A 24,881-nucleotide genomic window follows, 5' to 3' on the forward strand; every position below is an offset into this window, starting at 1 on the left:
CGTCGAAATTTTATGTCATCTTCGTTGTTAGCCACGCAACATGTGCGCGTCGTCCACGTCCGATGTACCCAGCGAGCGGAAAATCGCCACAATCAGCGCCAACCCAATGGCGACTTCGGCAGCCGCCACCGTCATCACAAAGAAGACGAACACTTGCCCATCAAGCGAATTCAGGTGGCGCGCCAACGCCACAAAAGTCAGGTTGACGGCATTGAGCATCAATTCGATAGACATGAAAATCACAATGGCGTTGCGGCGCAACAACACGCCCAACATGCCAATCACGAACAAGACGGCTCCCAAGAGCAGGTAGTTTTCAACCGGTACAGGCATGGTCTGGTCTCCCTACACAAATCGCCTGAAATCAGCAGTTCAGTCAGTCGTTGTTTTCTTGCGGCGCGGCATCCGTGCCAGCACCACCGCACCCAAAATCCCAACCAGCAAGATGAGCGAAGTCAATTCAAACGGCAGCAAGTAGCGGCTGTACAGGTGTTCCGCCAGGGCTTGCGATTGCCCACCGGCGGCGGCAATGGCTTCGGTCATCGTCCCCGTCAACTGGGTGAAACTTCCGTTGCGGATAGCCGCCACAAGCGCACCCAACAACCCCAGCGAAAACAACAACGCCAGCGGGCGTTGGGCGGGAATATGCTCCCACAACGGCGCCGGTGAAGGACCCATCAACATCACCACGAACAAGAAGAGCACCATAATCGCGCCGGCATAGACCAGCACTTGCACCGCCGCCAAAAAGGGCGCTTCCAATTGCAGGTAGAGCAATGCCACCGCTATGAAGTTCATCACCATGAAGAGCACCGCATAGACAGGGCGCGGCGTAAAGACCATCGCCAACGCCGATGTAATCGCCAACACTGCGAGCACGTAGAAGAAGAGTTCCGCGCCGCTCATCGGTTAGCCCTCCGCGTTCTCATCGTCTTCAGGGTCCGGCACCGGGTGCAAGACCACATCCGGCGTCAGGTCGTATTCGTCCAGCAGGCTGGTGGGCACGTAGGTTGTCACAAACCCACCAGGCGGCACACGGTCCACACGTTGCGGGTTATGCACCGGGTGCGGCATATCTTGCGGACGCGGTGCGGGACCTTTTTGCGGCGTCCCAGGCACCCCCGGCGGCGGCGGCACCAAAAGCATCTCTTTCGTGTAAATCATCGCCTTGCGCGTATAACTCGAAATCTCGTAATTGTGCTCAAGCACAATCGCATCCACCGGGCACGCTTCTTCGCAAAAACCGCAGAAAATGCAGCGCAGCATGTTGATTTCATACCGCTTGGCGTAGCGTTCACCCGGCGAATAGCGTTCTTCATCCGTGTTTTCAGCCGGCTCCACAAAAATGGCGTCCGCGGGGCACGCCGCTGCACAGAGCGAACACCCAATGCAGCGCTCCAACCCATTCGGGTGGCGTTTCAATTCATGCCGCCCACGAAAACGCTCAAAAACCGGGCGTTTGATATCGGGATATTCCACTGTAATCGGCTTGCGGAACATCTGTTTGAACGTTGTCCGCAGCCCTTCAAAAATTGCTCCAATCATGGTTGTGCCAACTCCCTTCTTGAATGACTCGTGTACGCCTCTTGCACACCTTTCGCAAGGCGGAGAAAAAGACCACGAGTATTGCTATCCCAACAGGCCAAAGAATCCCGTATCACGCGCCACCACCGCCAACGCCGTGATGACCACATTCGCCAGCGAAAGCGGCAACAACACTTTCCATCCCAATTGCATCAAGCGGTCGTAGCGCAAACGGGGCAAGGTGGCGCGCATCCAGACGAAGAAGAACATGAACAGAGCCACTTTCAGGAAGAAGTAGAGCACGCCCAACAGCGGAATCTGCTCGGCAAACGGACCGCGCCAGCCGCCCAGGAAGAGCGAAACCGCAACGCCGCTAATTACAATCATGCCGATGTATTCCCCCATGTAGAAGAGGGCGAACTTCATCCCGCTGTATTCGGTGTGGAAACCAGCCACCAATTCCTGTTCGGCTTCCGGCAAGTCGAACGGGGCGCGCTTCGTTTCCGCCAGCATCGTGATAATGAAGATGATGAACGCCAGCGGTTGCATCAGCACGAACCAGCGCCCACCGGCTTGCGCGTTGACGATATCCACCAGGCTGAAGGAGCCCGCCAGCATGACAATCGAAAGCACCGACAGTCCCATCGCCAATTCGTAGGAAATCATCTGCGCTGACGCACGCAAGCCCCCCAGCAAGGCATACTTGTTGTTCGACGCCCAGCCGGCCAACACCACGCTGTACACACCCAGCGATCCCAGCCCCAGGAAGTAGAGCAAGGCAATGTTGATGTCGGCGATGTAGAGGTGAATGGTGCGCCCAAACAGCGTGATGTCGGGACCAAAAGGCAGCACCGCCGCCGCCAGCAACGACGGCACAACCGCCAGCACGGGCGCCAGCAAGTAGAGCACTTTATCGGCTTCGGCGGGGATGATGTCTTCCTTGAAGAAGAGTTTCACCCCATCCGCCAGTGGTTGCAACAAGCCCTCAGGCCCCACACGGTTAGGACCAATGCGCACCTGTAAACGCGCAATCACACGCCGCTCGAACCAGGTCATGTAGGCAAAGCCCGTGAGCAGCACAACCACAACGACGATAATTTTCACAATGGTCTCGATGAAATCGGCCAGCATGGTGCCTCACCTGATTTGTTGTCTCACCTGCGCGTTATGCTTGCGCTCCCTTTTCAAGACGAACCACAGGGGCTTCCAAACCGCCCCCCGTCAAAGCGTTCCATTCAGTACCATCTACGTCCACCGGCACGACGACCACACCCGGCTGCACGCCTTTTCCAATACGCGCAGGGGCTTCAACCTGCACGCCATCGCGTACCAGACGCACGACATCGCCATCCTGCACACCCAGGCGCTCGGCGTCCGCCGCGCTCAACACCACTTCGGGGCGTGCACGGCGCTGGTCAAGCAAGGTGCTGCGGCGAATGAGCGTGCCGTTATCATAGAGCCGCGTTTGCGGCACCACGCGGAAGCCTTCGGCATCCTCCACTGCTTGCAAATCATGCCAGCGCAACGCAAACTTTGGCCGCCGCGCTTCGGCTTCCACTTCCCACTGCCGCCCAAACCAGGAGTTGAGCGTCGCCGTGCCCGTGTAGATGTGGTGGCGGTCGGCGGTCGTGCTCCACACAACCGGCTCGCCTTCGAGATTGTCATAGGTCATCTTCTTGTAGCGTTTGACCTGCTTGGCAATCTCCTGCATCACATCATCGGCGAGCGTATAAAGCGGCCAGGCCGCATCAAAACGCGACGCCAATTGCGCCAAAATCCACCAGTCGGGCATAGCGTCGCCCGGCGGTTCCAACGCTTCATCGAAACGCTGGACACGGCGTTCATAGGACGTGTAAGTCCCATCGCGTTCGGCAAACGCCGCCGCCGGCAACACCACATCCGCCAGTTGCGCCGTCTCCGTCAGGAAGAGGTCTTGCACGACCAGGAAGTCGAGGTTTTCAAGCACGGCACGGCTCGACGGGCGGTCGCGCACGGGGTCGGCGGCCATGATGTACATGGCTTTGAGCCCGGCGGCGCCGGTCAACATGGCGTCAATGTCAGCGCCAATGGCTTCAGCAGGTTCATAGCCGGGCAACAAGTGCGGCAACACGCCCATATCGTTCGCGCCCTGCGTGTTGTTGTGCGGCCAGAGCGCCACCAACCCGCTGTTGGGTTGCCCTGCTTTACCGGTTGCCGTCAGCAACGCAACCACAGCATCCACCAGCGTTGTCGCGTTCACACCAGCCCCCACCAGGGCTTCGCGCCCCACCATCACCACCAGGTGCTCGGCGGAAGCAATCGCCTCGGCGGCGGCTTCAACCGCTTCGGCGGTGAGCCCGGCTTGCGCCAGCAAGTCTTCTTGCGAAAGCGCTTCAAGCGCGGCGAGCACGTCATCTTTGCCGTCGAGTTTCTTGTATGCGCCAAAAGGTTCATCCAGGCGCGCAAGCACCGCTTTCAGCAACGCCACCACCGCGTGGGCTTCGCCGCCGACGCGATAGTCGAGCGTGTGTGTGGCTTCGGCATGTTCTTTGACGCGGCGTGCTTGCGCCACCACCACATGTGCGCCACTGCGGCGCGCCTTGCGCACACGCAAGTAGGTGACCGGCTGGGCTTCGTTGACATCCGTCCCCAGCATGAGAATGGTTGCGCCTTTGCCCAGCGCATTCAGGTTCGACTCGCTGGTCAGCCCCACTTCGGCAACAGCCTGTTCGATACCCGTGCCCACCGGCCAGGCAATGCGGTGGTCAATGTTCGGCGACCCCAGCACATCGCGGAACAGTTTTACAAAGAGGTACAAATCTTCATTGGCGGCGCGCCCACCGGCAATACCACCCACCGCCAACGGTCCCTCGGTCGCAATCACCGCCGAAAGCCGATTGGCGACGTAGTCCAACGCTTCGGGCCAGGTGGCTTCGCGGAATTGCCCATCTTCGCCCTTGATGAGCGGCGTGGTCAACCGGTCTTCGGCGCGCACAAAGTGGTGCCCAAAGCGCCCCTTGTCGCACATCCAGATTTCGTTCACCCACTCGTTTTGGCGCGGCATAATGCGCTTGATATCGCCCGCGCGTTCGCCAATGACAATGTTGCACCCCACGGGGCAGTGCGGGCAGACGCTCGGCACATTGTTGAGCTCCCACACACGCGCCTTGAAGCGGAAATCTTCGGTCGTCAACGCGCCAACCGGGCAAATGTCGGTTGTGTTCCCGCTGAAATACGAATCAAACGGGACATCGCTCACGCTCACAATGTGTTGCCCACGCCCACGGTCGGCAAAATCGAGCACGGGGTCGTTGGCAATCTCATCGCAGAAGCGAATACAGCGCGAGCAGTAGATACAGCGTTCCCGGTCGAGCCAGATGAGTTCGCTCAGCGGGATGGGCTTTTCAAAGTGCAGTTTGTAGGGTTTATAGAAGCGGCTCAGGTCGGGCCCATAGGCGAACGTGAGGTCTTGCAATGGGCACTCGCCGCCTTTGTCGCAGACCGGGCAGTCAAGCGGGTGGCTTGTCAGCAAGAATTCGAGCGTCCCCCGCCATGCATCCTGCACTTCGGGAATGTTGACCTCAACGTGCATGCCCTCGGTAATCGGCGTCGTACACCCGGTCATCAAGCGCGGGAACCAACGAATGACGGGGTTGCCGTTTTCGTCCAATTCCAGCTCGCCCGTGCGTGTGCGCGCAGGCGTGCCGACGCGCACCAGACACATGCGGCACATCCCCACCGGCGTCAACTTGGAATGGTGGCAAAAGACGGGGATTTCGATACCAGCCGCCTTCGCCGCCTCGACAATTGGGGTACCGGCGGGCGCTTGAACGGGTTGTCCATCAATGTAAATGGTAACAAGGTTTTGTTCGCTCATGGCACTCTCTGTTCCATTGACCATGTCTTGTTCTAAGACCGTTGCTCGGTTTGGAGAACCGGAATATCTTTCGCGTGCACGTACATTTCATCGCCAAAGTACTTGTACACCGCCTGTACCACACCACGCGAAGACTCACCCAGCGGGCAGAAGCATTTGTTCGTCATCTGGTCGCTCACCTGCTTCAACAATTCAATATCGGTGCGTGTCCCACGCCCGCTGACAATACGGGTGAGCAACATCTTTTGCCAGTAGGTCCCTTCGCGGCATGGGCTGCACTTCCCACACGATTCATGGCGATAGAAGGCCACCATCTTGTAGGTGAGCCACGCCATATCCGTGTGGTCGTCAATCACAATCACGCCGCCAGAGCCCCCCATCGAGCCAACAGCGGCCAAGTCGTCGAACGTCAGCGGGGTATCGAGGTGTTCTTCGGTCAAAATCGGCGCCGAAACACCGCCGGGAATGAAGGCTTTGAAGCCACGCCCTTTCCAGATACCGCCCGCATGCTCAAAAATGAGTTCGCGTGCGGTCACATTGGTGGGCAGCTCGTACAAGCCGGGGCGCACCACATGCCCGCTGACGCCGTAAATACGCGTGCCGGGGTTCTTTTCGGTGCCCCACTGGCGATACCAATCGGCCCCATGGCGCAAAATACCCGGCAAGTTGGAGAGCGTTTCCACGTTGTTGATGACGGTCGGCTTGCGCCACAAGCCTTCAACAGCCGGAAACGGCGGCTTCAAGCGAGGTTGTCCCAAATAGCCTTCGATACTGTTCAATTGCGCCGTTTCTTCCCCACAAATGTAAGCGCCGGCTTCGCGGTGCAGGTGAATTTTCAGACTGAAACCAGTCCCCTGAATGTTTTCACCCAGCCAGCCGTGGGCTTCGGCATCCGCAATGGCTTTCTGCAACTGCGCGGCGGCATAGGTGAACTCGCCGCGGTGGTAAATGTATGCGGTACTGGCTTGAATAGCGTACGCGGCGATGATAATCCCTTCGATGAGCTGGTGCGGGTTGTTTTCGACAATCTCGCGGTCCTTGAACGTCCCCGGTTCCCCTTCGGCAAAGTTGCAAACCAGGTATTTGGGGAACACATCTTTGGGCACAAAGCCCCATTTGACGCCGGTGGGGAACCCTGCACCACCACGCCCACGCAAGCCGGACTGTTTGACAATGTCAATCACTTCATCCGGGCTTTTTTCCAAAGCGGCTTTCAATCCCTCATAGCCGCCATGCGCCACGTACACATCGTACTGGTCAATGTTCGGAATCTCGCGGTGTCGCAACAACAAGTAAACTTGTTCCATGGCGCTCCCTCTCAGGCGTCCGACGACTCTTCGCGTGGCTCAAAGCGCAACGGCCCATTGGGCGGCAGACCGTTGGCGCGTACCAAGTCCAAAATCTCATCAATGCGTTGCGGCGTCAGGTTCGCGAAGTATTGGAAGTTGATTTGCATCACAGGGGCTGCCCCGCACGCCGCCAAACAGACCGCCTGTTGCGCGGTAAACAAGCCGTCGGGCGTCGTTTCACCATCTTTGATACCCAGTTTGTCCAGCAAATACTGGTACACCTGCTCCGAACCCACCAAGGCACACGGCATATCGGTGCAAAAGCGAATGACGTACTTCCCTACCGGCTCTTTGAAATAGAGCGAGTAGAAGTGCGCCACTGCATACACATCGGTGGGGTCGAGTTCACAAATTTGGGCGACTTCACGCATGGCTTCTTTGGAAACGTAGCCGTATTCCTCCTGGGCAAGCCAGAGCAACGGCATCACAGCCGCCCGCTTTTCGGGATACCGGCTCAAAATATCTTCAACTTCTTCGCGGTGTTTTTGGTACAAGTTGTTCATGGCATCCACCAATTTCTACCGATCGATTTCACCCAACACGGGGTCCAGGCTGGCGATAATGGCAATCAAGTCCGCCACCAATCCCCCTTCAGCCATGTGCGAGATGATTTGCAAGTTGTTGAAACTGGGTGAGCGCATATGCACGCGATACGGGCGCGCACTGCCATCACTCACCACGTAGAAGCCAATTTCGCCACGCGGCCCTTCAATCGCGGCGTAGGCTTCACCCGGCGGCACCAGCATGCCCTCTGTCCAGAGTTTGAAGTGGTGGATGAGGGCTTCCATCGAAAGGTAAATTTCTTCTTTGGGGGGTGGCGCAACCTTGTGGTTATCCACACGATGAGGACCACCCGGCAACTTGTCCAGCGCCTGGCGAATAATCTTGATACTTTCGCGCATTTCTTGCAGGCGCACTTGATAGCGGTCGAACACGTCGCCATGCGTGCCCACCGGGACATCAAATTCAAATTCTGAATAGACCGAGTAGGGCATCGTCTTGCGCAGGTCCCACGCAACCCCCGTCGCACGCAAAATTGGCCCTGTGACGCTCATCGCCATAGCCGTTTCGGCGTCAACAACGCCCACGCCCTGGGTGCGTTCGCGCCAAATGGGGTTGTTGGTGAGCAAGGCTTCATACTCATCAATGCGCGAGGGCATCAGGTCAATGAACGACGCCACCACTTCCTCGAACCCTTCGGGAATGTCCCACGCCAAGCCGCCGGGGCGGAAGTAGGACATCATCATGCGAGCGCCGGTGACCATCTCGAAAATGTCGAGAATCATTTCGCGCTCGCGGAAGGCGTAGAGGAAGACGCTCATCGCGCCAATATCGAGCGCGTGCGTCCCCAACCAGACCAGGTGGCTGCTAATGCGCTGCAACTCACCCATGATGACGCGCACGTATTCAGCACGCGGGGGGATTTCCACTTCCAGCAGTTTTTCCACCGCCATGCAGTACGCCCACGTGTTGAACACGTTTGAGAGATAGTCGGTGCGCGGCGTCAGGGTCACGCCCTGCTCGTACTTCTTGTACTCGAACGTCTTTTCAATCCCCGTGTGCAAAAAGCCAATATCAGGCTCAACACGCACAACGCGCTCGCCTTCCAGTTCCAGGAAGAGGCGCAACACACCGTGCGTTGAAGGGTGTTGGGGCCCCATGTTGAGCAACATACGGGGACCACGTTCGCCCTCTTCCCACGTCGGAATGAGCATCTGTTCCAATTGGCGCTCGCGCATTTCCTCGTGCAGTTCCCATGCACCGCGCTGGTCGCGCCCTAACAACCAATTGACAGCATTTTGGAGCATGCCCATAGGTGGCTCCCTTCTTTCACCCTATCAGGATTTTGCGTATGGTTTCTTCTGGTCAATCTCTTCAAAGTTGTGCGTAAACTGCACCGGTTCGTAGCCCAGCGGGTAATCCTTGCGCAACGGATGACCATCCCAATCTTCGGGCATGAGAATGCGTTTGAGGTTGGGATGCCCGTCGAAGTGCACGCCAAACATATCGTACACTTCACGTTCGCAGAAATTCACACCAGGCCAAACGGTTGTCAACGTGGGGACAGTCGGCTTTTTGCCCCCCACGCGCACAGCCAGGCGCAGGCGTTCGCGGCGGCTGAGTGAAAGCAAGTGATAGACCACGCGGAAACGTTCTTTTTCTTGCGGATGATCGGTCGCCGTGACGTCAACGCACATCTCAAAACCGCGTTCATCACGAAGCCAGCGCGCCACGTCCGGCAAGGCTTTCACCGTCAGCGTGATGGTTGTTTCCCCCAGGCGCTCGGTCACGTCCAGCACGGCATCGCCGAACGCTTCGCGCACCAGGTCTGCGGTGGTTGGCTCTTTTGTCGTCTCAATGTCCGTGCGATCCATTCGCACACTCCTTGTCTTGAATGCGAAGTTCGGCACACCTGAAAACAAAACCAGCGGTGCTTGTGCATTTTATCACATGCAGGCGGCCACCTATTCTGTCAGAAAACAGCAAAGAGCGCAACTTGTGATGACCACCTTTCGGCGATAAAAAAGGGGCGTCGCCGCATACCTGCGTCGAATCGCCCCTTCTTCGACGGCGTTTTGTGCATGTGGCTTGTCAAACGGTCGTATCACTCACTGCGAATATCAATCGGACCCACATGCAGCACTTCGCCCGTGCGTTGGCGTGCAATCTTGCGTTGCAATTGCAACACGCCGTCAATGAGGGCTTCGGGGCGCGGTGGACAACCGGCGACATAGACATCTACCGGCACAATTTCATCCACACCCTGCACAATGGCGTAGTTGTTGAAGATACCGCCGCACGAAGCGCAGTCGCCCATCGCAATCACGTACTTCGGCTCGGGCATCTGGTCGTACAGGCGGCGCAACACGGGCGCCATTTTGCGGCTCAAACGCCCGGCGACAATCATCAAGTCCGATTGGCGCGGCGAGGCGCGCATCAACTCCATCCCAAAGCGGGACATGTCATAGCGGCTTGACTGCGCCGACATCATCTCGATGGCGCAGCACGCCAACCCAAAGAGCATAGGCCAAATAGAGTTGGCTCGCGCCCACGCCACAGCCTGGTCAAGCGTTGTCAGCACAATCCCCGGCGCGCCACTCTTGTTGGGGTCCAGCAACATGGGTTCGGTATTCGGGTTCAGTTCTCCCATTCCAACGCTCCTTTTTTCCAAACGTACACCAGCCCTACAACCAACAATCCAATAAAGAGCAACATTTCCAGGACACCAAACACACCCAGTTTCCGATAGACCAGCGCCCACGGGAACAAGAAAATGGCTTCGATATCGAAAATGATAAACAACGTTGCCACGAGATAGAAACTGATGGGCATGCGCTGCATCGCGCGCCCAATGGGCACCATCCCCGATTCATAGGGACTAAGTTTGCGCCGTGTTGGGTGGTCGGGACCAATGATTTCGCCCAACACAATAATCAGCACAGCCAACACCGTGCTGACCAGCAACAACAACCCTATTGCCAAATATGGGTTCATTGTCGGCTCTCCTCATTCACATCCATGCTTAAAAAAGGGGTGGCTCATCATGTTTGCCACCCCTTTGTGGTTCTGTTTAGCGTTCAACCGAAGACTTTTCAGCCTCTTTGGCGGCGCGTTCGGCTTCTTCGCGTTCCCACGCTGTGGGGTGGGTGGCCGCGTAGTAGCGCGTGCTGACGAGCAACTCCTGCATATCCAGCACCCACGACTCATGGCGTTCGTAGGACGAAATTTCGTAGTCGTGGTTCATCTTGATGGCGTCGAACGGGCAATACTCCGCGCAGAACCCGCACTGCATGCAAATGGATGTGTCAATGTAGAACTCCTGGCACTGCGGGATGGTCTTCCCGGCGGTATCTTTGGCCTGCACGATCCAGATACACTGCGGCGGGCACACCTTGGCGCAAATCCCGCAGGACGTGCAGCGAATATCGCCCGTTTCCTGCTCGTAGATGAGCATCGGGTTGTAGCGGAACCGCTCAGGCACGGGCAGGCGCTGTTCCGGGTACTGCGTGGTGATGTAGCCCGTAATCTCAGCGGGAATACCCGTTTCCAGGTTGGCGCTCGGCGGGTCCCACTTGCCCATCGTCTTGATGTCTTGCACGTAGGTGGCGAAAAAGTGTTTCGCCGTAATCGCCATCCCCTTCAAGAAGTTGAAACCGAAATCGAAGCCAAACATTAGCGGTCCACCTCCCCGAGCACGATGTCAATCGAGCCCAGAATACCAATCAAGTCGGCAACTTTGTAGCCTTTCGCCATGTGGCTGAGCGCGGTCAGGTTGATGAACGCACCGCTGCGCACGTGGTAGCGGTAGGGGTTGCTGCCCCCATCACTCACCACGTAGAAGCCCAACTCACCACGCGGGTTTTCAACGTGGCCGTAGGCTTCACCCTTGGGCACGCGGATGCTCCACTTCTTCTGCCCGGCGAGCACTTCGCCCTCGGGAATTTGTTCGAGGGCTTGCTGCAAGATGCGCAGGCTCTGCCACATTTCGAGGATACGGATGTAGTAGCGATCGTAGATGTCGCCACCGTAGAGCACCGGAATCTCAAAGTCGAAGCGATCGTAGATGCTGTACGGGTCGTTGCGGCGCAAGTCCCACTTCACGCCGCTGGCGCGCAGCATGTGCCCCGACGTGCTGAGGTTGATGGCTTGCTCGGCAGAGAGCACGCCGATGCCCTTGGTGCGCACCTGCACGATTTCGTTGGTCGTCAAGAAGCGGTCGAGTTCTTCAATGGCGCGCGGCAAGCGTTCGTACACCAGTTTCTTCGCCAGCGGCAAGAACTCTTCGGGCAGGTCGTGCGCCACGCCGCCAAAGCGGAAGTAGTTGACCATCAAGCGCGAACCGGCAACCATCTCGAAGAGGTCGAGAATCATTTCGCGCTCTTCGATACAGTAAAGCGACGGCGTGAAGAACGCGCCCAGGTCGTTCAGCAAGAAGCCGATTGACCACATGTGGCTTTGAATACGGTTCAGCTCCGCCATAATGACGCGGATGTATTCGGCGCGTTCGGGCACTTCCACGCCAAGCAATTTCTCGACGGTGATCGCGTAGCCGAAGTTGTTGCCCATCTGCGCCAGGTAGTCCAGGCGGTCGGTGTAGGGCATGTTCATCAGCCACGCATTGCGTTCGCCGATTTTCTCGTGGTTGCGGTGCATGAAGCCCATCACCGGCTCCAGGTCCACCACCGTTTCACCGTCGAGCAAGACGCGCATCTGGAAAACCCCGTGCGTCGAGGGGTGTTGCGGCCCCATGTTGACGATGATTTTCTCGGAGCGCACTTCATCCAGGCGCGCCAGTTCTTCGGGTTGCACCACCATCACGTCTTCGCGCATGGGGTTCCACGCTTCGGGGTCAAAGTCCCCCGGATAGCGCACATTGCGCCCCCAGATGTTGCGGTCTTCAGCGGCACGATGGTGGCCTTCCGGCCAGCGTGAATCATAGGGCTTGTGGTCTTGCTCGTAGTAGGCTTCCAGCCAGTCTTTGCGCAGCGGGAAGCCATCGAAACCTTCCCAGAGCAGGATGCGGCGCAGGTTGGGGTGCCCCAAGAAGCGCACGCCAAACATGTCGTACACTTCGCGTTCCTGGAAGTCGGCACCCCCGTACACAGGCACCAGCGACGGCACTTGCGGGTCGTCGCGGTCGGTATCCACTTTGAGGTAGATGTGCGGACCGCCGCCATTGCGAATGCTATACAGGTGATAGACCACCTGAATTTTGCCCTCGTCAATGTAGTCAACGGCGGTCAAGTTGGCGAGGTAGTCGTAGCCCATGTCATCGCGCAGGGCTTTGGCAACGTCTTGCAAATAGTTCGGCTCGACGATGAGGGCGTTGCCTTCCTGCTTGAAGGCTTGGTCGCCAAAGCGCTCGCGCAAAAAGTGCGCCGCCTTTTCCGTCACTTCAAGTTCGCGCTGAGGAATTTCAGCGACCTTGACGCGGTGCAGTTTCTTGGGCGGCTTGCGCTGCGGTTCTTCCTGCTGGTCAATACGTTCCGCCAGCACGGGAATCTGGCGCGGGTCCACAATATCGGGCCCCAGCAAGGGCGGCGGCACGGGTTCGCTCAGCGGGCTACGGTACCAGGGAGCATGTTTGATGCTCTGCCCATCAAGTTTGGCTTGCAAGGTCATCAAGCCTTGCAAAAGCGCCTGCGGTGTGGGCGGGCACCCCGGCACATAGACATCAACGGGAATAAACTTGTCAATCCCGCTGACGACGTTGTAGCCTTCTTTGAACGGACCGCCACCCGTGGCGCACGCGCCCATGGCGATAACGTACTTTGGTTCAGGCATTTGGTTGTACAGGCGGATGATGATGGGCACCATCTTCTTCGTGACGGTCCCCGAGACAATCATCAAGTCCGCCTGGCGCGGCGTCGCGCGGAACAAGCCGGCACCAAAGCGGTCAATGTCGTAGCGCGAGGCCGCGGTTGAAATCATCTCAATGGCGCAGCACGCCAAGCCGAACGTCATCGGCCAAATGGACGATTTGCGCCCCCAGTTGTAGAGCGCATCCAGGTTCTTGATGAGTTTGTCCCACGTCGTGACGAGCACCGTCTGCGCGAGGAGTTCATCCTCGGCGAGAATATCCGCGGCGTAATCAGGAATCAGGTCTCGAACCACGTCTTTGGGATTGCGTTCCATGGTCGTCACTCTCACCACTCCCATCGCGATGAAAGCCTGGGCGCATCAACAAGCTCTGTTCATGCGCCCAGGCAGGGTTTCGGTCATTACTTCAGGCTGGACAGGTATTCAACCAGTGTATTGATGTCTTCTTCGCTCAGCGTTTCGCCGAAGTTTTGCGGCATCACGTTCGCCGGGAACCCTTCCACCACGAAAGCGTTGGGGTTCACGATAGATTCATGGATGTACTCTTCAGGCGTGGTGGCTTCACCCGCGTAGTTGGGGTCGGCAATGCGCTCGGCCGCCACGGCGCCAATCTTGGTCAACTCCGGACCGACAGCCCCCACCATACCGGCAACGCCCTGGATGGTGTGGCAGCCGCCACAACCGTTATTCACCATGATTTGCACAGCGCGTTCTTCGAGGCTTGCTTCGCCGCCGGCGGCTTCTTCACCACCTGCTTCGGTTTGCTGAGCGGCTTCAATCATCGCCTGCTGTTCTGGCGTGAACTCTTCAAAGTTGAGCAAGAAGAGCGCGATGTTTTCAATGTCAAACTGGGTCAACGGGCCGCCAAACTGTTCACCCCACGGCGGCATCGCCATATCGCCCTTGGGCATGTTCCCCACATACTGATCGGGGCGGCTGGAGATGAGACGACCACCTTCCACCGTCTTCACAATGTACCCAAAGGCGTCGCCGGGCCAGCCCATTTCAGCGGCGCGCTGTTCAAGCAATTCACGGCTGTTGAGCGGCGGCGCCAAGCCAGGCGTCCCTTGCGCATCAACACCGTGGCACGAGGTGCAGTTACGCTCGAAGAGCTCCGCCCCGTATTCAATACGGCGGGCTTCCCAGCTGGCTGTTGCTTCTTCCATGCGCTTGGGCTCGTTCACGCCGACCCAAGCCACCACAAGCAATCCGACAATTGTGAGCAAAATCCCGAGTGTAATTTGGACACGTACCATTGACATTGTGCTACTCCATTGTCCTAGTGGTGCTTCGTGTTTTGGTGCAGGAAGACCGTCTTGGTGTACGTATCGCGCACCGGATTGCCGTTTTCATCATAGACAATGTTGCCGTCGTCATCCACTTTGGTCCATGAGATTTCCATATGGACACGCTTCAAGGTCGGCTGCCACAAGTCGATCTTCCATTCACCGTGCGGCGCCACCAGCGGTGCTTCTTTCACACGGCGCTGGAACTCGGCAAAGAGCAGGTCGAATTCAGTTGGGTTTGGCGGCAGTTGGTACGTGTCGGTGTCAAACGTACCAAGCGGTACACCTGCATAGCCCAATTCGCGCAACGGACCAACACCTTCCTGCGGCGCGATATCCTGGATGATGCGCGTTGCCGGCGGCGTTTCAATGCCCCACCGCGGCAAGCCCATGTACGAAAGAATGAGAATGGCAATTGTTGCCAGCACCCCTTGCGCCACAGCAATGGGGCGGCGCTTCGCCAGACGGTAGGGGTTGTTATCAATGTAGGGCACAGCCGCCAACAAGAGCACAATCAGGCCGGGCAGAATCACACCCATCCAGGTGGGGTCGCCCAGTTTGAGCATCCCCTGCAACCACCAGAAGTACCAGGGGGCTTTCGTATCCAACGGCGTAACGTTGGGCTGCGCACGGCTTTCCAGCGGCGCACTGTACCACGTCGCCGCCGAGACCATCATCAGCACGACGACGAGGATTGCCAGGAACAATTCATGCGTCAGCAAGTCAGGAATGAGGTTGATGCGCTCCGTCGCCCAACGCTTTTCGTCGGGGTCCAAATCGCCTTCTTCCACACGAGCAGGCAACGAAATACTGTGTTCGCGCGAGACCTTGTAGTAGTGAATGCTGGTGAAGAGAATCCCCAGCAAGGGCAAGAAGAGCACGTGCATCAGATAGAAGCGCAAGAGACCACCGGCGCCAATGTCCGGCGCACCACGCAACAAGAGGTTGACTTCCTTCCCGATCAGCGGCGTCTTGTCCGCCATCGACGTACCGATGGTCACCGCCCAGAACGCCAACTGGTCCCACGGGAGCAGGTAGCCGGAGAACGAGAGGAAGAGCGTAATCCCCAGCAACACAACCCCCGTCAGCCAGGTGAATTCACGCGGCTTTTTGTACGAACCGGTCATGTATACGCGTAACATGTGCAACGCCACAACGGCGACCATCAACTCCGCACCCAAGCGGTGCATATCGCGCAGCAACTCGCCGTACCAGACGTTGCTCAGAATGTTAATCATGTTGCTATACGCCGTGTCAGGCGTCGGCGCATAGTAGACCATCAAGATAAGACCGGTGACAATTTCAATGAAGAACATGTACGCACTGAGGAAGCCCAAGCGGAACGTGTGCGTGAACCACGTCGCGGCGCGCGGGTAGTAGCGCGGGCGAATGTGCATGAGGAACGACGTGGTATGCACCTTGAAACGCGGGTTGGGTTTCTCAGTCGGCGGGTCCCCGCGGAAAACGGCGCGCAATTCTTCAATATCCATCCCCGCCGTAATAATGCGGACCCGCTCGTCAATCTTTTCACGAGCGACCTGTTCCCAATCTTGCTCGCGCAATTCGCGCATTTTGCGCTGCAAGTCGTTGGGCAGATTACGCAAATCTTGCAACCCAAGCATAGTGTTCACTCCTCATCAGCGTTCAGAGAGTTGCGTCAGTGCAAACGGGCTCACGACTCACCGGCTTAGTGCGGATCGCCACGCAGCAAATCGCCGGTATCAACAGTCACAATCGCATCCGGGCTTGGAACGGGTACGGGACCTTTCTTCACACGGTCGGTCTCGGCCAGCACATTCCCAGCCGCGTCAAGCATGCGCACCACGAAGCGGTCGAGGCTACGCGGCGCCGGACCCTGGATATACGTCCCATCTTTCTGGAACTGCGAACCGTGGCAGGGGCAGATGAAGCGGTTTTGCGCTTCTTGCCAGCGGTAAAGACACCCGAGGTGTGTACACACAACGTAGAGCGCAAGCACCCCTTCTTCGAGATGCACCAACCAGAACTTCCCTTTGGTGTTGGCTTGGGGGGCGCTTCCGACCGGCGGCAGGTTGCTGGCAGGACCCAAATTGAACACACCACCGAATTCACCCTCGCGGAAGCGCGGGAACGCAAAAAGCAACCCCATGCCGCCAATTTCGGCAAAGAAGACACCCAACGAACCAAGCCAGACGTAATTGAGGAACTCACGTCGCGTCAGCGGCTTGATACCGTCCGACGGCTGTGCCTGTTCGTGCGCCATCAACATCCTCCTCTCGCGTTACCGTATGTGAAAACCGGTACAAAGTCGGCGGCCATCATACATGAACGTGCCATTTTGCACAAACAAGCATTTGTCAGGACGCCAACTTGACCGGCAAACAGTGATTTGGGAATGTGGGGCTTTCAACGTGCCGACAGTATACGCATTGTGAAAATTTGGCAAGTATCCGTGAAATCCTGCACAACCGCCTCTCACTATATCTGACATTTGGCATGCTGGCAAGGTGTAAGGTGTCACTGGCGCGTAGAGGAGAACAAGCCATGCACATCGTGATGAACAAAAAGCGGGGTGAACAAGTTGTCCACCCCGCTTGGTACGCGAAAACTCGTGTTGTTAGCCACGCTGGTCAATGGGCACGTAGTGCGCTTCTTCCGGTCCCACGTAGAAGGAGCGCGGGCGCATGAGACGGTTGTCGGCGTACTGTTCGAGCAGGTGCGCCACCCAGCCCGCCACGCGGCTGACCGCGAAGGTCGGCGTGAGCATGTCGGTCGGCAAGCCCAGGCTCAGCAAGAGCGGCACCGAGTAGAAGTCCACGTTGGTGTAGAGCCGCTTGGCTTCAAGACGCGGCAAAGCGGCGGCTTCAATCGCGGCGGCCAATTCATACCAGCGGGTGTTGCCCGTTTCCTTGGCGATATTTTCAGCCATTCGCTTGAGGATGCGCGCCCGCGGGTCGTAGGTCTTGTAGACGCGGTGCCCAATGCCCATGATGCGCTTCTTGGCGGCCAACGCTTCTTCAACATACTTTTCGGCATTGGCAGGGTCGCCCACCTCTTCCATCTGTTTCACCAGCGCAGTCGGCGCCCCACCATGGAGCGGTCCCTTCAACGACGCCACCGCCCCGGTAATCGCACCGTACATGTCGGCCTGCGTGCCGGCCACCACACGCGCGGTGAATGTCGAAGCGTTGAAACCATGGTCGGCCAGCAAGACCAGGTAGGCATTCACCCCTTCCACCGAGCGGGGACCGGGTTCTTTGCCATTGAGCATGTAGAGGTAGTTTGCCGCGTGGGTCAGGTCGGTGCGCGGCGCGACAGGGTCAAGCCCCTGGCGGTAGCGGTGGAAGGTTGCCAAAATCGTGGGGAATTTGGCGAGCAGGTTCGAGCCGATGCGGCGCAGGTTTTCCGGCGAAAGGTCGTCCGGGTTTTCGTCATACATGTGCAGCATGGAAACGACCGTGCGCAAGACGACCATAGGGTCAGCGGTTTTGGGGAATTGGGTAATCTGGTTCACAACGGTGTCCGGCAGCGCCCGCTTGCTCGCCAAATCAGCCATGAATGCATCAAGTTCAGCCTTGGTGGGCAACTTGCCATTCCAGAGGAGATAGACCACTTCTTCGTACAGCGCATCATTCTCGACAAACTCTTGGATGGGGATACCGCGATAAATCAAGCGACCTTCTTCGCCAAAAACCTTGCTGAGCGCGGTTTCGGCAACAACAATGCCTTCAAGCCCTTTGTTAATCTGGACGGTTTGGTTGGTCATGTGTCACTCCTTTCATCAGTGTGATTGCAGTACCACAACGTACAAAGACACTTCTTCGTGTCGGAAATCACTGAGCAGCAAATGGGTACAAACAGTGCCTGTGTATTCTATCAGAAGGAGGAGACCACACAAATGACAAGCCTCACCCCTCTTCATTCTCTACCTCTGGAAGCGGTTCGATGAGGACATCACAGGCTTCATCGGGAACAATCACCACCTCACGCCCACTCACCACAATTTGCACCACGCAAGCCTGTTCACGGTGATCGAGGACGCGCACCCGCACGTTGGGCGCAACGCCTTCCGCCGCTAATGCTTCCACACGCTCGGGGGCGCTGATACGCACACGCCGAATGTAGCCTTCTTGCCCAACGTCCAGTTCACTGAGTGGGCGGGCCGGCCGCGAAACAAGTCGCAAATCGGGGGTGGGGATGGGGTCGCCGTGGGGGTCGTGGGTGGGATGCCCCAACTGCTCGGCGATGGCTTGCTCAAAGGCTTCGGAGATGTGATGTTCAAGGCGCTCGGCTTCTTCATGCACTTCATCCGGGGGAAAACCCAGCGCCTCGGTCAGGTAGAGTTCGAGCAGGCGATGATGCCGCACGACTTCAAGCGCCACTTTTTCGCCTGCCTCGGTCAATTCCACGCCCCGGTACGGTTCGTATTTGACCAGATGCAGCGCCGCCAGCCGCTTGAGCATGTTGGTGGTGCTGGCAGGCCGTACACCCAACGCATCCGCCAACGCGGTTGTTGTGACGGGCACGTTCTCTTCATGCGCAAGCCGCCAAATCGTTTTGAGGTAATCTTGCATGGCTTCGGTCAATACGGTCATGCACCAGCCCCCGCCTAGGTGTCTCTTTGAGTGAAATTTAGCCTAATCAAAAAATGAGAACCGTCAATCAGTCGGGCGTGTGGTGGATGCGCCTGTCCCAGAAACGCGCAGACCTGGCGCGTTTCCAAACTGCGCCAGGTCTGCCGGGGGTGGGTGGCGGCAAGATGTTCAGGCTTGCAAGCGTTGAATGAGCGTTGCCATTTCGATAGCCGCGACGGCGGCTTCATAGCCTTTGTTGCCGGCTTTCGTCCCCGCGCGTTCGATAGCCTGCTCGATGGTGTCTGTTGTGAGGACGCCAAAGATGGTTGGGACGCCTGTCTCGCGCGCCACGGCGGCAATGCCTTTTGCGGCTTCGCCGGCTACGTAGTCAAAGTGGGGCGTTGCGCCGCGAATCACCGCCCCCAAACAGACCAACGCATGGTAACGACCAGTGCGCGCCATGTGGTACGCCGCTACGGGAATTTCAAAAGCCCCCGGCACCCACACCACGTGAATATCCTCTTCAGCCACGCCATGCCGCCGCAAAGCGGACAAAGCCCCGTCAAGCAAGGAGCGTGTAATGAAGTCGTTGAAACGCGCCACCACAACCCCAATTTTGAGCCCAGTGCCGGAAAGTGTGCCTTCGTCAATGCGTGCCACGGTTGCCTCCAATCTGTTTTCAAAAATTTGAGAGATGCGTTTTGGGCGAGAAAGCCTGCAACCAGTGCCCCATCTTCTGCCGTTTGGTGCGCAAGTACCGCTCGTTTTCCGCGTTGGGGGTAATCTCCAGGGGCACCCGTTCGGCGACCGTCAAGCCGTAGTGTTCCAGGGCGGCCACTTTTTGGGGGTTGTTGGTGAGCAAGCGCACCTGGCGCACGCCCAAATCGTCAAGCATGTAAGCCGCCATCCAATACTCGCGGGCGTCTGGTGGAAACCCCAGCCGCTCGTTGGCTTCCACGGTGTCCAGCCCTTCGTCTTGCAGGGCGTAGGCGCGCAATTTGTTGCACAAGCCAATGCCGCGCCCTTCTTGCCGCAAGTAGAGAATCACGCCGCGTCCCTCGGCGGCCACGGCGCGCATGGCGCGGTCTAACTGCTCGCCACAATCGCACCGCAGCGAGCCAAACACGTCGCCGGTGAGACATTCGGAGTGCAAGCGCGTGAGGACGGGCGCGCCATCGGTCACATTGCCCAGCACCAGCGCCAAATGGGGTTGTCCCCCTTCGCGCGGTTGGTAGGCAAAAATGCGGAAGGTGGCGTAGGGGGTGGGCAAACGTGCGCCGGCCACCCGCTGCAAGGGGGGTTCATGCTGACGACGATATTCGATGAGGTCGCGGATGGTGACGATGAGCAAACCATGTTCGGCGGCAAAGCGTTCCAGGTCGTCGCGGCGCGCCATGGTGCCGTCGGGGTTCATGATTTCGCAAATCACCCCGCCCGGCGTCAACCCAGCCAGGCGCGTCAGGTCTACGGCGGCTTCGGTATGCCCTGGGCGTTCAAACACGCCGCCGGGACGCGCCCGCAAGGGGAAGACGTGGCCGGGACGCGCCAGGTCGCCCGGACGGGTGTTGGGGTCCACCAAGAGGCGAATGGTGTGGGCACGGTCGGCGGCTGAAATGCCCGTGGTGATGCCATAGCGGGCGTCCACCGCTACCGTGAACGATGTTTCCATGGGCGATGTGTTTTCGCCGCTGACCATGGGGGGGAGTTGCAAGGCGTCCACACGCTCAGGCGGCAACGCCACGCAAATCAAGCCGCGGGCATGCGTTGCCATGAAATTGACGGCTTCGGGGGTGATTTTTTCGGCGGCCATCACCAGGTCGCCTTCGTTTTCGCGGTCTTCATCGTCTACCACAATGATCATTTTGCCATTGCGCAGCGCGTCAAGCGCTTGCTCGATTGATGCGAATGCCATAGGAATGCCTCCTGAAACTGGTTGGTTTAGGGTTGTGTCATGTACTGTTTCACAATGTTGGCGACATACTTGCCCAGAATGTCGGCTTCGAGATTGACGCGCGTCCCTTCGCGATACTCGCCAGCAATGGTATGGGCGAGGGTGTGGGGAATAAACGCCACACTAAACCCATCATCCAAACGTTCGACAACGGTCAGGCTGACGCCATCCACCGCGATAAACCCTTTGGGGACGATGTGCGGAAGCACGTTTTCGGGAGCGCTGAACAGCACCACGCGCGAATCCCCTTCGGTGCGGATATGGCGCACCTCGCCTGTTCCATCCACATGCCCTTGCACAAAATGCCCGCCCATGCGCGAGTGCGGCGTCAGGCTGCGTTCCAAATTGACGCCGCTTCCTACGACCAAATCGCCCAGGTTGGTGCGCCGCAATGTTTCAGGCACCATCTCGACGGTGAAAGTAGTCGGGGTCAGCGCCGTCACAGTAAGGCACGTGCCATTGATGGCGATGCTATCGCCAATTCGGGTGCCTTCAAGCACGGTCTGCGCCTGAACTGTGAGCACCGAGCGCCCTTCGTGATGCTCAATAGCCACAACACGCCCGACTTCTTCAACAATGCCAGTAAACATGTCGCCTCCTTGGTTATTCGTTCTCGGCGTGGGGGTGCCGAACACGTCCACGCACCAAAATATCGTCTCCCAAGCGCTCTACGCGCAGGTCATCCAAACGCCAGGCGTCGGCTACGCGCGCAACGCCATGCCCGCCAACCGGTTGGGGGGCGTGCTCGCCGCCAATCACCATTGGCGCGATAAACGCCACGACTTCATCCACCAAACCGGCGTCAAAGAAACTGCCCAGCACCGTCCCCCCGCCTTCCACAAGCAATGACGTTATCTCACACTTGCCGAGTTCATCCAGCAAAGCGGGCAACGCCACACGCCCATGCACCGACGGACAAACCAGCACATCTACGCCCTGGGCTTCAAGCGCCGCGCGGTGCGACGCCGGCATGGCGGAAGTGGTTGCCACAAGCGTGCGGCCGGGCAACGTGGGCTGAAACACCTCCGCATCCAGCGGCGCGCGTCCACGGCTGTCGAGCACGATACGCACAGGGTGGCGCACATCCGTCGCGTTGGGCAAACGTGTGGTCAAACGGGGGTTGTCCGCCAAGACGGTTTGCACGCCCACCAAAATCGCATCCACTTCGTTGCGCAGGTGGTGCGCGTAGATTCGCGAAGTTTCCCCCGAAATCCAACGCGCATCCCCCGTGTGGGCGGCTATTTTGCCGTCCAGGCTCATCGCGAATTTGGCAATCACCAGGGGGCGGCCAGTCGTCACCCATTTGATGAACGCCGCGTTGAGCGCGCGGGCTTCATCTTCGCACAGCCCCACAGTTGTGCGAATACCGGCGGCTTCCAACGCGGCACGCCCTTTCCCCGCCACACGTGGGTTGGGGTCCAGCATCGCCATGTGGACTTCGGCGACGCCGGCTGCAATCAGCGCGTTGGTGCAGGGCGGCGTCCGGCCATAATGGCAACACGGCTCCAAAGTGACGTAGAGCGTCGCCCCGCGGGCTTCTTCACCAGCCGCCCGCAACGCTTCGATTTCAGCGTGCGGTTCCCCGGCACGGCGGTGATAGCCCTCGCCCACAATGCGCCCATCTTTCACAAGCACCGCCCCCACCATGGGGTTCGGGCTGGTGCGCCCGCGGGCTTGCTCGGCAAGCGCCAGCGCACGGCGCATGAATGGTTCAGACGGCTGTTGTGCATGCATAGTTGCTCCTTATGCAAAAACCCGCGCTCACCTTCGGAGTGCGGGTTTTATGTCAACATAAAAACAGGTGCGTCGCGGCATGCGTTCGGCCTTGGTTGGAAAGGAAAGGCCAAACAACCATTCATGCAGGAATGGCTGAACGCACGCCCATTCAGCAGGCATAATGCGCCTGCCGCGCCGCCACCTTCTCCCATCCGGACTATACCGTCGGCTCCGGCCTCTCACCGGATCCACCGCTTGCGCGGGTCGCGGGCTCGTTCGGTCGCCGCCGAACATACCGCCGGTCGGGAATTGCCATGCACATCTGTGTGCAGGCTCACCCTGCCCCGAAGGTGCGGTGCTGTGGGCTTCACAACACCGGTATGCGATTGTCTTGTCAGGTATGTTGTAGCCGCGATTGGCAGGGTGTCAAGGAAACTGTGCGTCTTAGGGCGAGGATTGATTTTCAAGCGCGTTGAGTTTGTCTTGGAGCGCGCGGTTGTCGGGGTCGCGTTCAAGCGCGGCCTGATAGGCGGCACGCGCCTCGTCAATACGCGCCAACGCTCGCAAAATATCCCCCTTGACGTTGAAGGCATACGCCTGGTTGGGGTTGAGCGCAATGGCGGCATCGAGGCGTGCAAGGGCGGCATCACTTTGCCCCAAAGCATGCAGGGCTTGGGCTTCGCCCACGATTGCCCAGTAGTGTTCGGGGTTGAGCGCCAACGCCGCACGATAAGCAGCCAGCGCGGCTTCGTAGTCGCGCAATTGCCGCAAGACGTTGCCGCGTTGCACGTGTGTTTCAGCCTCAAGATTGGGGCGGTCCCCCCACTCACGCCATTCAAGCGCGCGGTCGTAGGCTTGGAGCGCGCGTTCGGGGTCGCGCAAGCGCGTGCGGTAGAGGTTCCCCAATTCGTAGAGGATGACGCTGCGCGGCATTGCGCCCAACGGCAGGTTGGGCGTCTGTTCAAGCAGGTTGGCCGCCGTTTCGAGGTTGCCCAACTCAATTTCCATACGGGCGGCGTTGTAGATGTGGTCGCGCACGTCAGGCGCACGTTGGGCGGCTTCACGGTAGAAGGCGGCTGCCGCCGCCCACATCTTCTCCGCAGCGTAGGCGTCCGCCATGATGGAGTAGCCGTGCGGCTGCGTGGGGTCAAGGGCGATGATACGCGCCGCCCACCGGCGGGCGTCGGCGGGGTCTTGCAGGCGGGTCAACGATTCCAACGCCCGCTGAACAAGGTAATCGGGGGTAAACCCAGCCGCCAACCAGACCGCACGCATCTGGGCACGCGGCGCCTGTTGTGCATAGCGTGCCGCACGGGGTGTTGTCAGCACCAAATCGCCCCACCCGTACCAATCGCCCTGCGTATTCCCACTTGGTCCGGGTCCACTGACGAGCACCACCGTGACCGTCTGTCCCACCCAGGGTGAAAGGTCTGCAACGCCCCAAACCCAGCCGCGGCGGGCGGTTTCCCCGTCAACGGTGCGTTCGTACACCATCGTCGCGCCATCAGGCGTTTCCACCCACACCTGGAAGGTTGCGCCGTCCGTGCCGTAGTCTCTGGCTTCGGGCGCCAATCCATGCTGAAACAGCAGGGCGGGCGTTTGCGTGGGGATGGTCAATTCGGCGCGCACCTTGACAGGGGGATGCGTGAAGAGGACGGGAGCGCTTTCGGGCAAAGCACCAGCCACATGTGCCGGCGGCAATGCCCATTCTGTACGCCCCACGTAGCATGTGCGCAGATCGTTCCCCTGGCAGAAAGGCGTATCGAGCGGCGCGGCTGGTGCTTCAACTGTTCCCGCTGCAAAGTGCGCCAACATGGCTTCGCGCGGGGCGCGTTCCACCGCCAACGCCATCTGCTCATACATCAGGCCCTCTTCCCAAGGGAGCAACGGGTTGCGCGGTTCGCGTTGGGCGGCTTGCGCCAACGATTCGGCGGCGTGTCTCCAATCATGCTGCGCAGCGTAGAGATGCCCAGCGAGCCGATACGCATGAAAATGGTCGGGTCGCCAGCGCATGGCGGCAGCAAGGTGCGCCAGGGCGGTGCGAAGCGTTGCTTCATCGGCATCGGCGGCGAGCATGGGGAGTGAATCCGAAAGACGGGGCTCAGGCCACACCAGCGCTCTATCCAGCGCGTAGCCGGCGCGTTCGATGTTGTACGCCCAAAGGAGCCAGGCAGGCGCACCCGCTCGCCAGAGGGCGAAAAGCAAAATCAAACTTCCAAGCAAACCAACAACCAGATTCCAGCGTGTGCGAAGCGTTTGGCGCATAAATCAAAATATCCGCATCGTTTTATGAAAAGGGGTCAGGCAAGGCACCATAATCAGCGT

At 58.7% G+C, this 24,881-nt stretch carries 22 protein-coding genes, 2 pseudogenes and 1 riboswitch; all 24 genes and pseudogenes read right to left on the reverse strand.

The features are described 5' to 3' along the window. Positions 1-27: 27 nt before the first annotated feature. Positions 28-333, reverse strand: coding sequence for an NADH-quinone oxidoreductase subunit NuoK (gene nuoK, locus SE16_RS04685; RefSeq protein WP_054492133.1), 306 nt, complete (start codon positions 331-333; stop codon positions 28-30). Positions 334-372: 39 nt separating this feature from the next. After that, positions 373-906: an NADH-quinone oxidoreductase subunit J gene (locus tag SE16_RS04690; RefSeq protein WP_054492134.1), complete on the reverse strand. Its 534-nt coding sequence runs from the start codon at positions 904-906 to the stop codon at positions 373-375. 3 nt (positions 907-909) lie between these two features. Beyond that, positions 910-1,557, reverse strand: a pseudogene (nuoI, locus tag SE16_RS04695) (NADH-quinone oxidoreductase subunit NuoI); the annotation flags it as partial. Positions 1,558-1,629: 72 nt separating this feature from the next. Beyond that, positions 1,630-2,655: an NADH-quinone oxidoreductase subunit NuoH gene (gene nuoH, locus SE16_RS04700; RefSeq protein WP_054492135.1), complete on the reverse strand. Its 1,026-nt coding sequence runs from the start codon at positions 2,653-2,655 to the stop codon at positions 1,630-1,632. Between the two features lie 34 nt (positions 2,656-2,689). Next, positions 2,690-5,380, reverse strand: coding sequence for an NADH-quinone oxidoreductase subunit NuoG (nuoG, locus tag SE16_RS04705; protein WP_054492136.1), 2,691 nt, complete (start codon positions 5,378-5,380; stop codon positions 2,690-2,692). A gap of 32 nt (positions 5,381-5,412) precedes the next feature. After that, positions 5,413-6,687: an NADH-quinone oxidoreductase subunit NuoF gene (gene nuoF, locus SE16_RS04710; RefSeq protein WP_054492137.1), complete on the reverse strand. Its 1,275-nt coding sequence runs from the start codon at positions 6,685-6,687 to the stop codon at positions 5,413-5,415. A gap of 11 nt (positions 6,688-6,698) precedes the next feature. Then, the gene (nuoE, locus tag SE16_RS04715; RefSeq protein ID WP_054492138.1) at positions 6,699-7,232 is read right to left on the reverse strand and encodes an NADH-quinone oxidoreductase subunit NuoE; all 534 of its coding nucleotides are present in this window, start codon (positions 7,230-7,232) and stop codon (positions 6,699-6,701) included. A gap of 15 nt (positions 7,233-7,247) precedes the next feature. Then, on the reverse strand, positions 7,248-8,444 hold the full coding sequence (gene nuoD / locus SE16_RS04720; RefSeq protein ID WP_369688596.1) for an NADH dehydrogenase (quinone) subunit D: 1,197 nt from the start codon (positions 8,442-8,444) through the stop codon (positions 7,248-7,250). A gap of 123 nt (positions 8,445-8,567) precedes the next feature. Further along, positions 8,568-9,104 (reverse strand): NADH-quinone oxidoreductase subunit C, encoded by a 537-nt coding sequence (locus SE16_RS04725; protein ID WP_082374018.1) that lies wholly within the window; start codon positions 9,102-9,104, stop codon positions 8,568-8,570. 230 nt (positions 9,105-9,334) lie between these two features. After that, positions 9,335-9,850 (reverse strand): NADH-quinone oxidoreductase subunit B, encoded by a 516-nt coding sequence (locus SE16_RS04730; protein ID WP_054492152.1) that lies wholly within the window; start codon positions 9,848-9,850, stop codon positions 9,335-9,337. A gap of 17 nt (positions 9,851-9,867) precedes the next feature. Beyond that, positions 9,868-10,224 (reverse strand): NADH-quinone oxidoreductase subunit A, encoded by a 357-nt coding sequence (locus SE16_RS04735; RefSeq protein WP_054492139.1) that lies wholly within the window; start codon positions 10,222-10,224, stop codon positions 9,868-9,870. Positions 10,225-10,300: 76 nt separating this feature from the next. Continuing rightward, positions 10,301-10,903: a 4Fe-4S binding protein gene (locus tag SE16_RS04740; RefSeq protein WP_054492140.1), complete on the reverse strand. Its 603-nt coding sequence runs from the start codon at positions 10,901-10,903 to the stop codon at positions 10,301-10,303. Continuing rightward, positions 10,903-12,045 (reverse strand): NADH-quinone oxidoreductase subunit D, encoded by a 1,143-nt coding sequence (locus SE16_RS16685; protein WP_054492154.1) that lies wholly within the window; start codon positions 12,043-12,045, stop codon positions 10,903-10,905. The genes SE16_RS04740 and SE16_RS16685 overlap by 1 nt, the downstream gene beginning before the upstream one ends. A gap of 168 nt (positions 12,046-12,213) precedes the next feature. After that, positions 12,214-13,389 (reverse strand): annotated as a pseudogene (gene nuoB, locus SE16_RS16690) (NADH-quinone oxidoreductase subunit NuoB); the annotation flags it as partial. Between the two features lie 62 nt (positions 13,390-13,451). Then, entirely contained in the window at positions 13,452-14,312 is an 861-nt protein-coding gene (locus SE16_RS04750) for a c-type cytochrome (RefSeq protein WP_054492141.1), read from the reverse strand. Between the two features lie 17 nt (positions 14,313-14,329). After that, entirely contained in the window at positions 14,330-15,958 is a 1,629-nt protein-coding gene (locus tag SE16_RS04755) for a cytochrome b (RefSeq protein ID WP_054492143.1), read from the reverse strand. A gap of 65 nt (positions 15,959-16,023) precedes the next feature. Next, positions 16,024-16,578 carry a QcrA and Rieske domain-containing protein gene (locus SE16_RS04760; RefSeq protein ID WP_054492144.1) on the reverse strand — a complete coding sequence of 185 codons (555 nt, stop codon included), beginning with the start codon at positions 16,576-16,578 and terminating at the stop codon, positions 16,024-16,026. Positions 16,579-16,932: 354 nt separating this feature from the next. Further along, positions 16,933-18,081, reverse strand: coding sequence for a citrate/2-methylcitrate synthase (locus SE16_RS04765; RefSeq protein WP_054492146.1), 1,149 nt, complete (start codon positions 18,079-18,081; stop codon positions 16,933-16,935). A gap of 142 nt (positions 18,082-18,223) precedes the next feature. Then, positions 18,224-18,910, reverse strand: coding sequence for a metal-dependent transcriptional regulator (locus SE16_RS04770; RefSeq protein ID WP_060687274.1), 687 nt, complete (start codon positions 18,908-18,910; stop codon positions 18,224-18,226). Positions 18,911-19,078: 168 nt separating this feature from the next. Beyond that, positions 19,079-19,549: a 6,7-dimethyl-8-ribityllumazine synthase gene (gene ribH, locus SE16_RS04775; protein WP_054493056.1), complete on the reverse strand. Its 471-nt coding sequence runs from the start codon at positions 19,547-19,549 to the stop codon at positions 19,079-19,081. 19 nt (positions 19,550-19,568) lie between these two features. Continuing rightward, a complete protein-coding gene (locus SE16_RS04780; protein ID WP_054493055.1) occupies positions 19,569-20,801 on the reverse strand; it encodes a bifunctional 3,4-dihydroxy-2-butanone-4-phosphate synthase/GTP cyclohydrolase II in 1,233 nt (410 codons plus the stop codon). Between the two features lie 26 nt (positions 20,802-20,827). Next, the gene (locus SE16_RS04785; RefSeq protein ID WP_054493054.1) at positions 20,828-21,430 is read right to left on the reverse strand and encodes a riboflavin synthase; all 603 of its coding nucleotides are present in this window, start codon (positions 21,428-21,430) and stop codon (positions 20,828-20,830) included. Positions 21,431-21,443: 13 nt separating this feature from the next. Then, entirely contained in the window at positions 21,444-22,574 is a 1,131-nt protein-coding gene (gene ribD / locus SE16_RS04790) for a bifunctional diaminohydroxyphosphoribosylaminopyrimidine deaminase/5-amino-6-(5-phosphoribosylamino)uracil reductase RibD (protein WP_054493053.1), read from the reverse strand. Positions 22,575-22,752: 178 nt separating this feature from the next. Then, positions 22,753-22,912: riboswitch (FMN riboswitch) on the reverse strand. An 88-nt stretch (positions 22,913-23,000) separates the two neighbouring features. Beyond that, complete coding sequence (locus SE16_RS04795; RefSeq protein ID WP_054493052.1) at positions 23,001-24,821, reverse strand: tetratricopeptide repeat protein; 1,821 nt, start codon at positions 24,819-24,821, stop codon at positions 23,001-23,003. Between the last annotated feature and the right edge of the window lie 60 nt (positions 24,822-24,881).

It is taken from the genome of Ardenticatena maritima (genome assembly GCF_001306175.1).
Taxonomy (GTDB): domain Bacteria; phylum Chloroflexota; class Anaerolineae; order Ardenticatenales; family Ardenticatenaceae; genus Ardenticatena; species Ardenticatena maritima.

Bases quoted from the DNA above. Each gene is read 5' to 3' on its own strand.
- nuoE (WP_054492138.1), bottom strand. From the start codon at position 7,232: ATGAACAACTTGTACCAAAAACACCGCGAAGAAGTTGAAGATATTTTG.
- SE16_RS04730 (WP_054492152.1), bottom strand. From the start codon at position 9,850: ATGTTGCTGGACCCCAACAAGAGTGGCGCGCCGGGGATTGTGCTGACA.
- nuoH (WP_054492135.1), bottom strand. From the start codon at position 2,655: ATGCTGGCCGATTTCATCGAGACCATTGTGAAAATTATCGTCGTTGTG.
- ribD (WP_054493053.1), bottom strand. From the start codon at position 22,574: ATGCATGCACAACAGCCGTCTGAACCATTCATGCGCCGTGCGCTGGCG.
- SE16_RS16685 (WP_054492154.1), bottom strand. From the start codon at position 12,045: ATGGTGGTGCAACCCGAAGAACTGGCGCGCCTGGATGAAGTGCGCTCC.
- nuoG (WP_054492136.1), bottom strand. From the start codon at position 5,380: ATGAGCGAACAAAACCTTGTTACCATTTACATTGATGGACAACCCGTT.
- SE16_RS04735 (WP_054492139.1), bottom strand. From the start codon at position 10,224: ATGAACCCATATTTGGCAATAGGGTTGTTGTTGCTGGTCAGCACGGTG.
- SE16_RS04740 (WP_054492140.1), bottom strand. From the start codon at position 10,903: ATGTTTGGCTTCGATTTCGGTTTCAACTTCTTGAAGGGGATGGCGATT.
- SE16_RS04765 (WP_054492146.1), bottom strand. From the start codon at position 18,081: ATGACCAACCAAACCGTCCAGATTAACAAAGGGCTTGAAGGCATTGTT.
- SE16_RS04785 (WP_054493054.1), bottom strand. From the start codon at position 21,430: ATGTTTACTGGCATTGTTGAAGAAGTCGGGCGTGTTGTGGCTATTGAG.
- nuoF (WP_054492137.1), bottom strand. From the start codon at position 6,687: ATGGAACAAGTTTACTTGTTGTTGCGACACCGCGAGATTCCGAACATT.
- nuoD (WP_369688596.1), bottom strand. From the start codon at position 8,444: ATGCTCATTCCGACGTGGGAAGAGGGCGAACGTGGTCCCCGTATGTTG.
- SE16_RS04750 (WP_054492141.1), bottom strand. From the start codon at position 14,312: ATGTCAATGGTACGTGTCCAAATTACACTCGGGATTTTGCTCACAATT.
- SE16_RS04690 (WP_054492134.1), bottom strand. From the start codon at position 906: ATGAGCGGCGCGGAACTCTTCTTCTACGTGCTCGCAGTGTTGGCGATT.
- nuoK (WP_054492133.1), bottom strand. From the start codon at position 333: ATGCCTGTACCGGTTGAAAACTACCTGCTCTTGGGAGCCGTCTTGTTC.
- SE16_RS04795 (WP_054493052.1), bottom strand. From the start codon at position 24,821: ATGCGCCAAACGCTTCGCACACGCTGGAATCTGGTTGTTGGTTTGCTT.
- SE16_RS04760 (WP_054492144.1), bottom strand. From the start codon at position 16,578: ATGGCGCACGAACAGGCACAGCCGTCGGACGGTATCAAGCCGCTGACG.
- SE16_RS04770 (WP_060687274.1), bottom strand. From the start codon at position 18,910: ATGACCGTATTGACCGAAGCCATGCAAGATTACCTCAAAACGATTTGG.
- SE16_RS04780 (WP_054493055.1), bottom strand. From the start codon at position 20,801: ATGGCATTCGCATCAATCGAGCAAGCGCTTGACGCGCTGCGCAATGGC.
- SE16_RS04755 (WP_054492143.1), bottom strand. From the start codon at position 15,958: ATGCTTGGGTTGCAAGATTTGCGTAATCTGCCCAACGACTTGCAGCGC.
- SE16_RS04725 (WP_082374018.1), bottom strand. From the start codon at position 9,104: ATGGATCGCACGGACATTGAGACGACAAAAGAGCCAACCACCGCAGAC.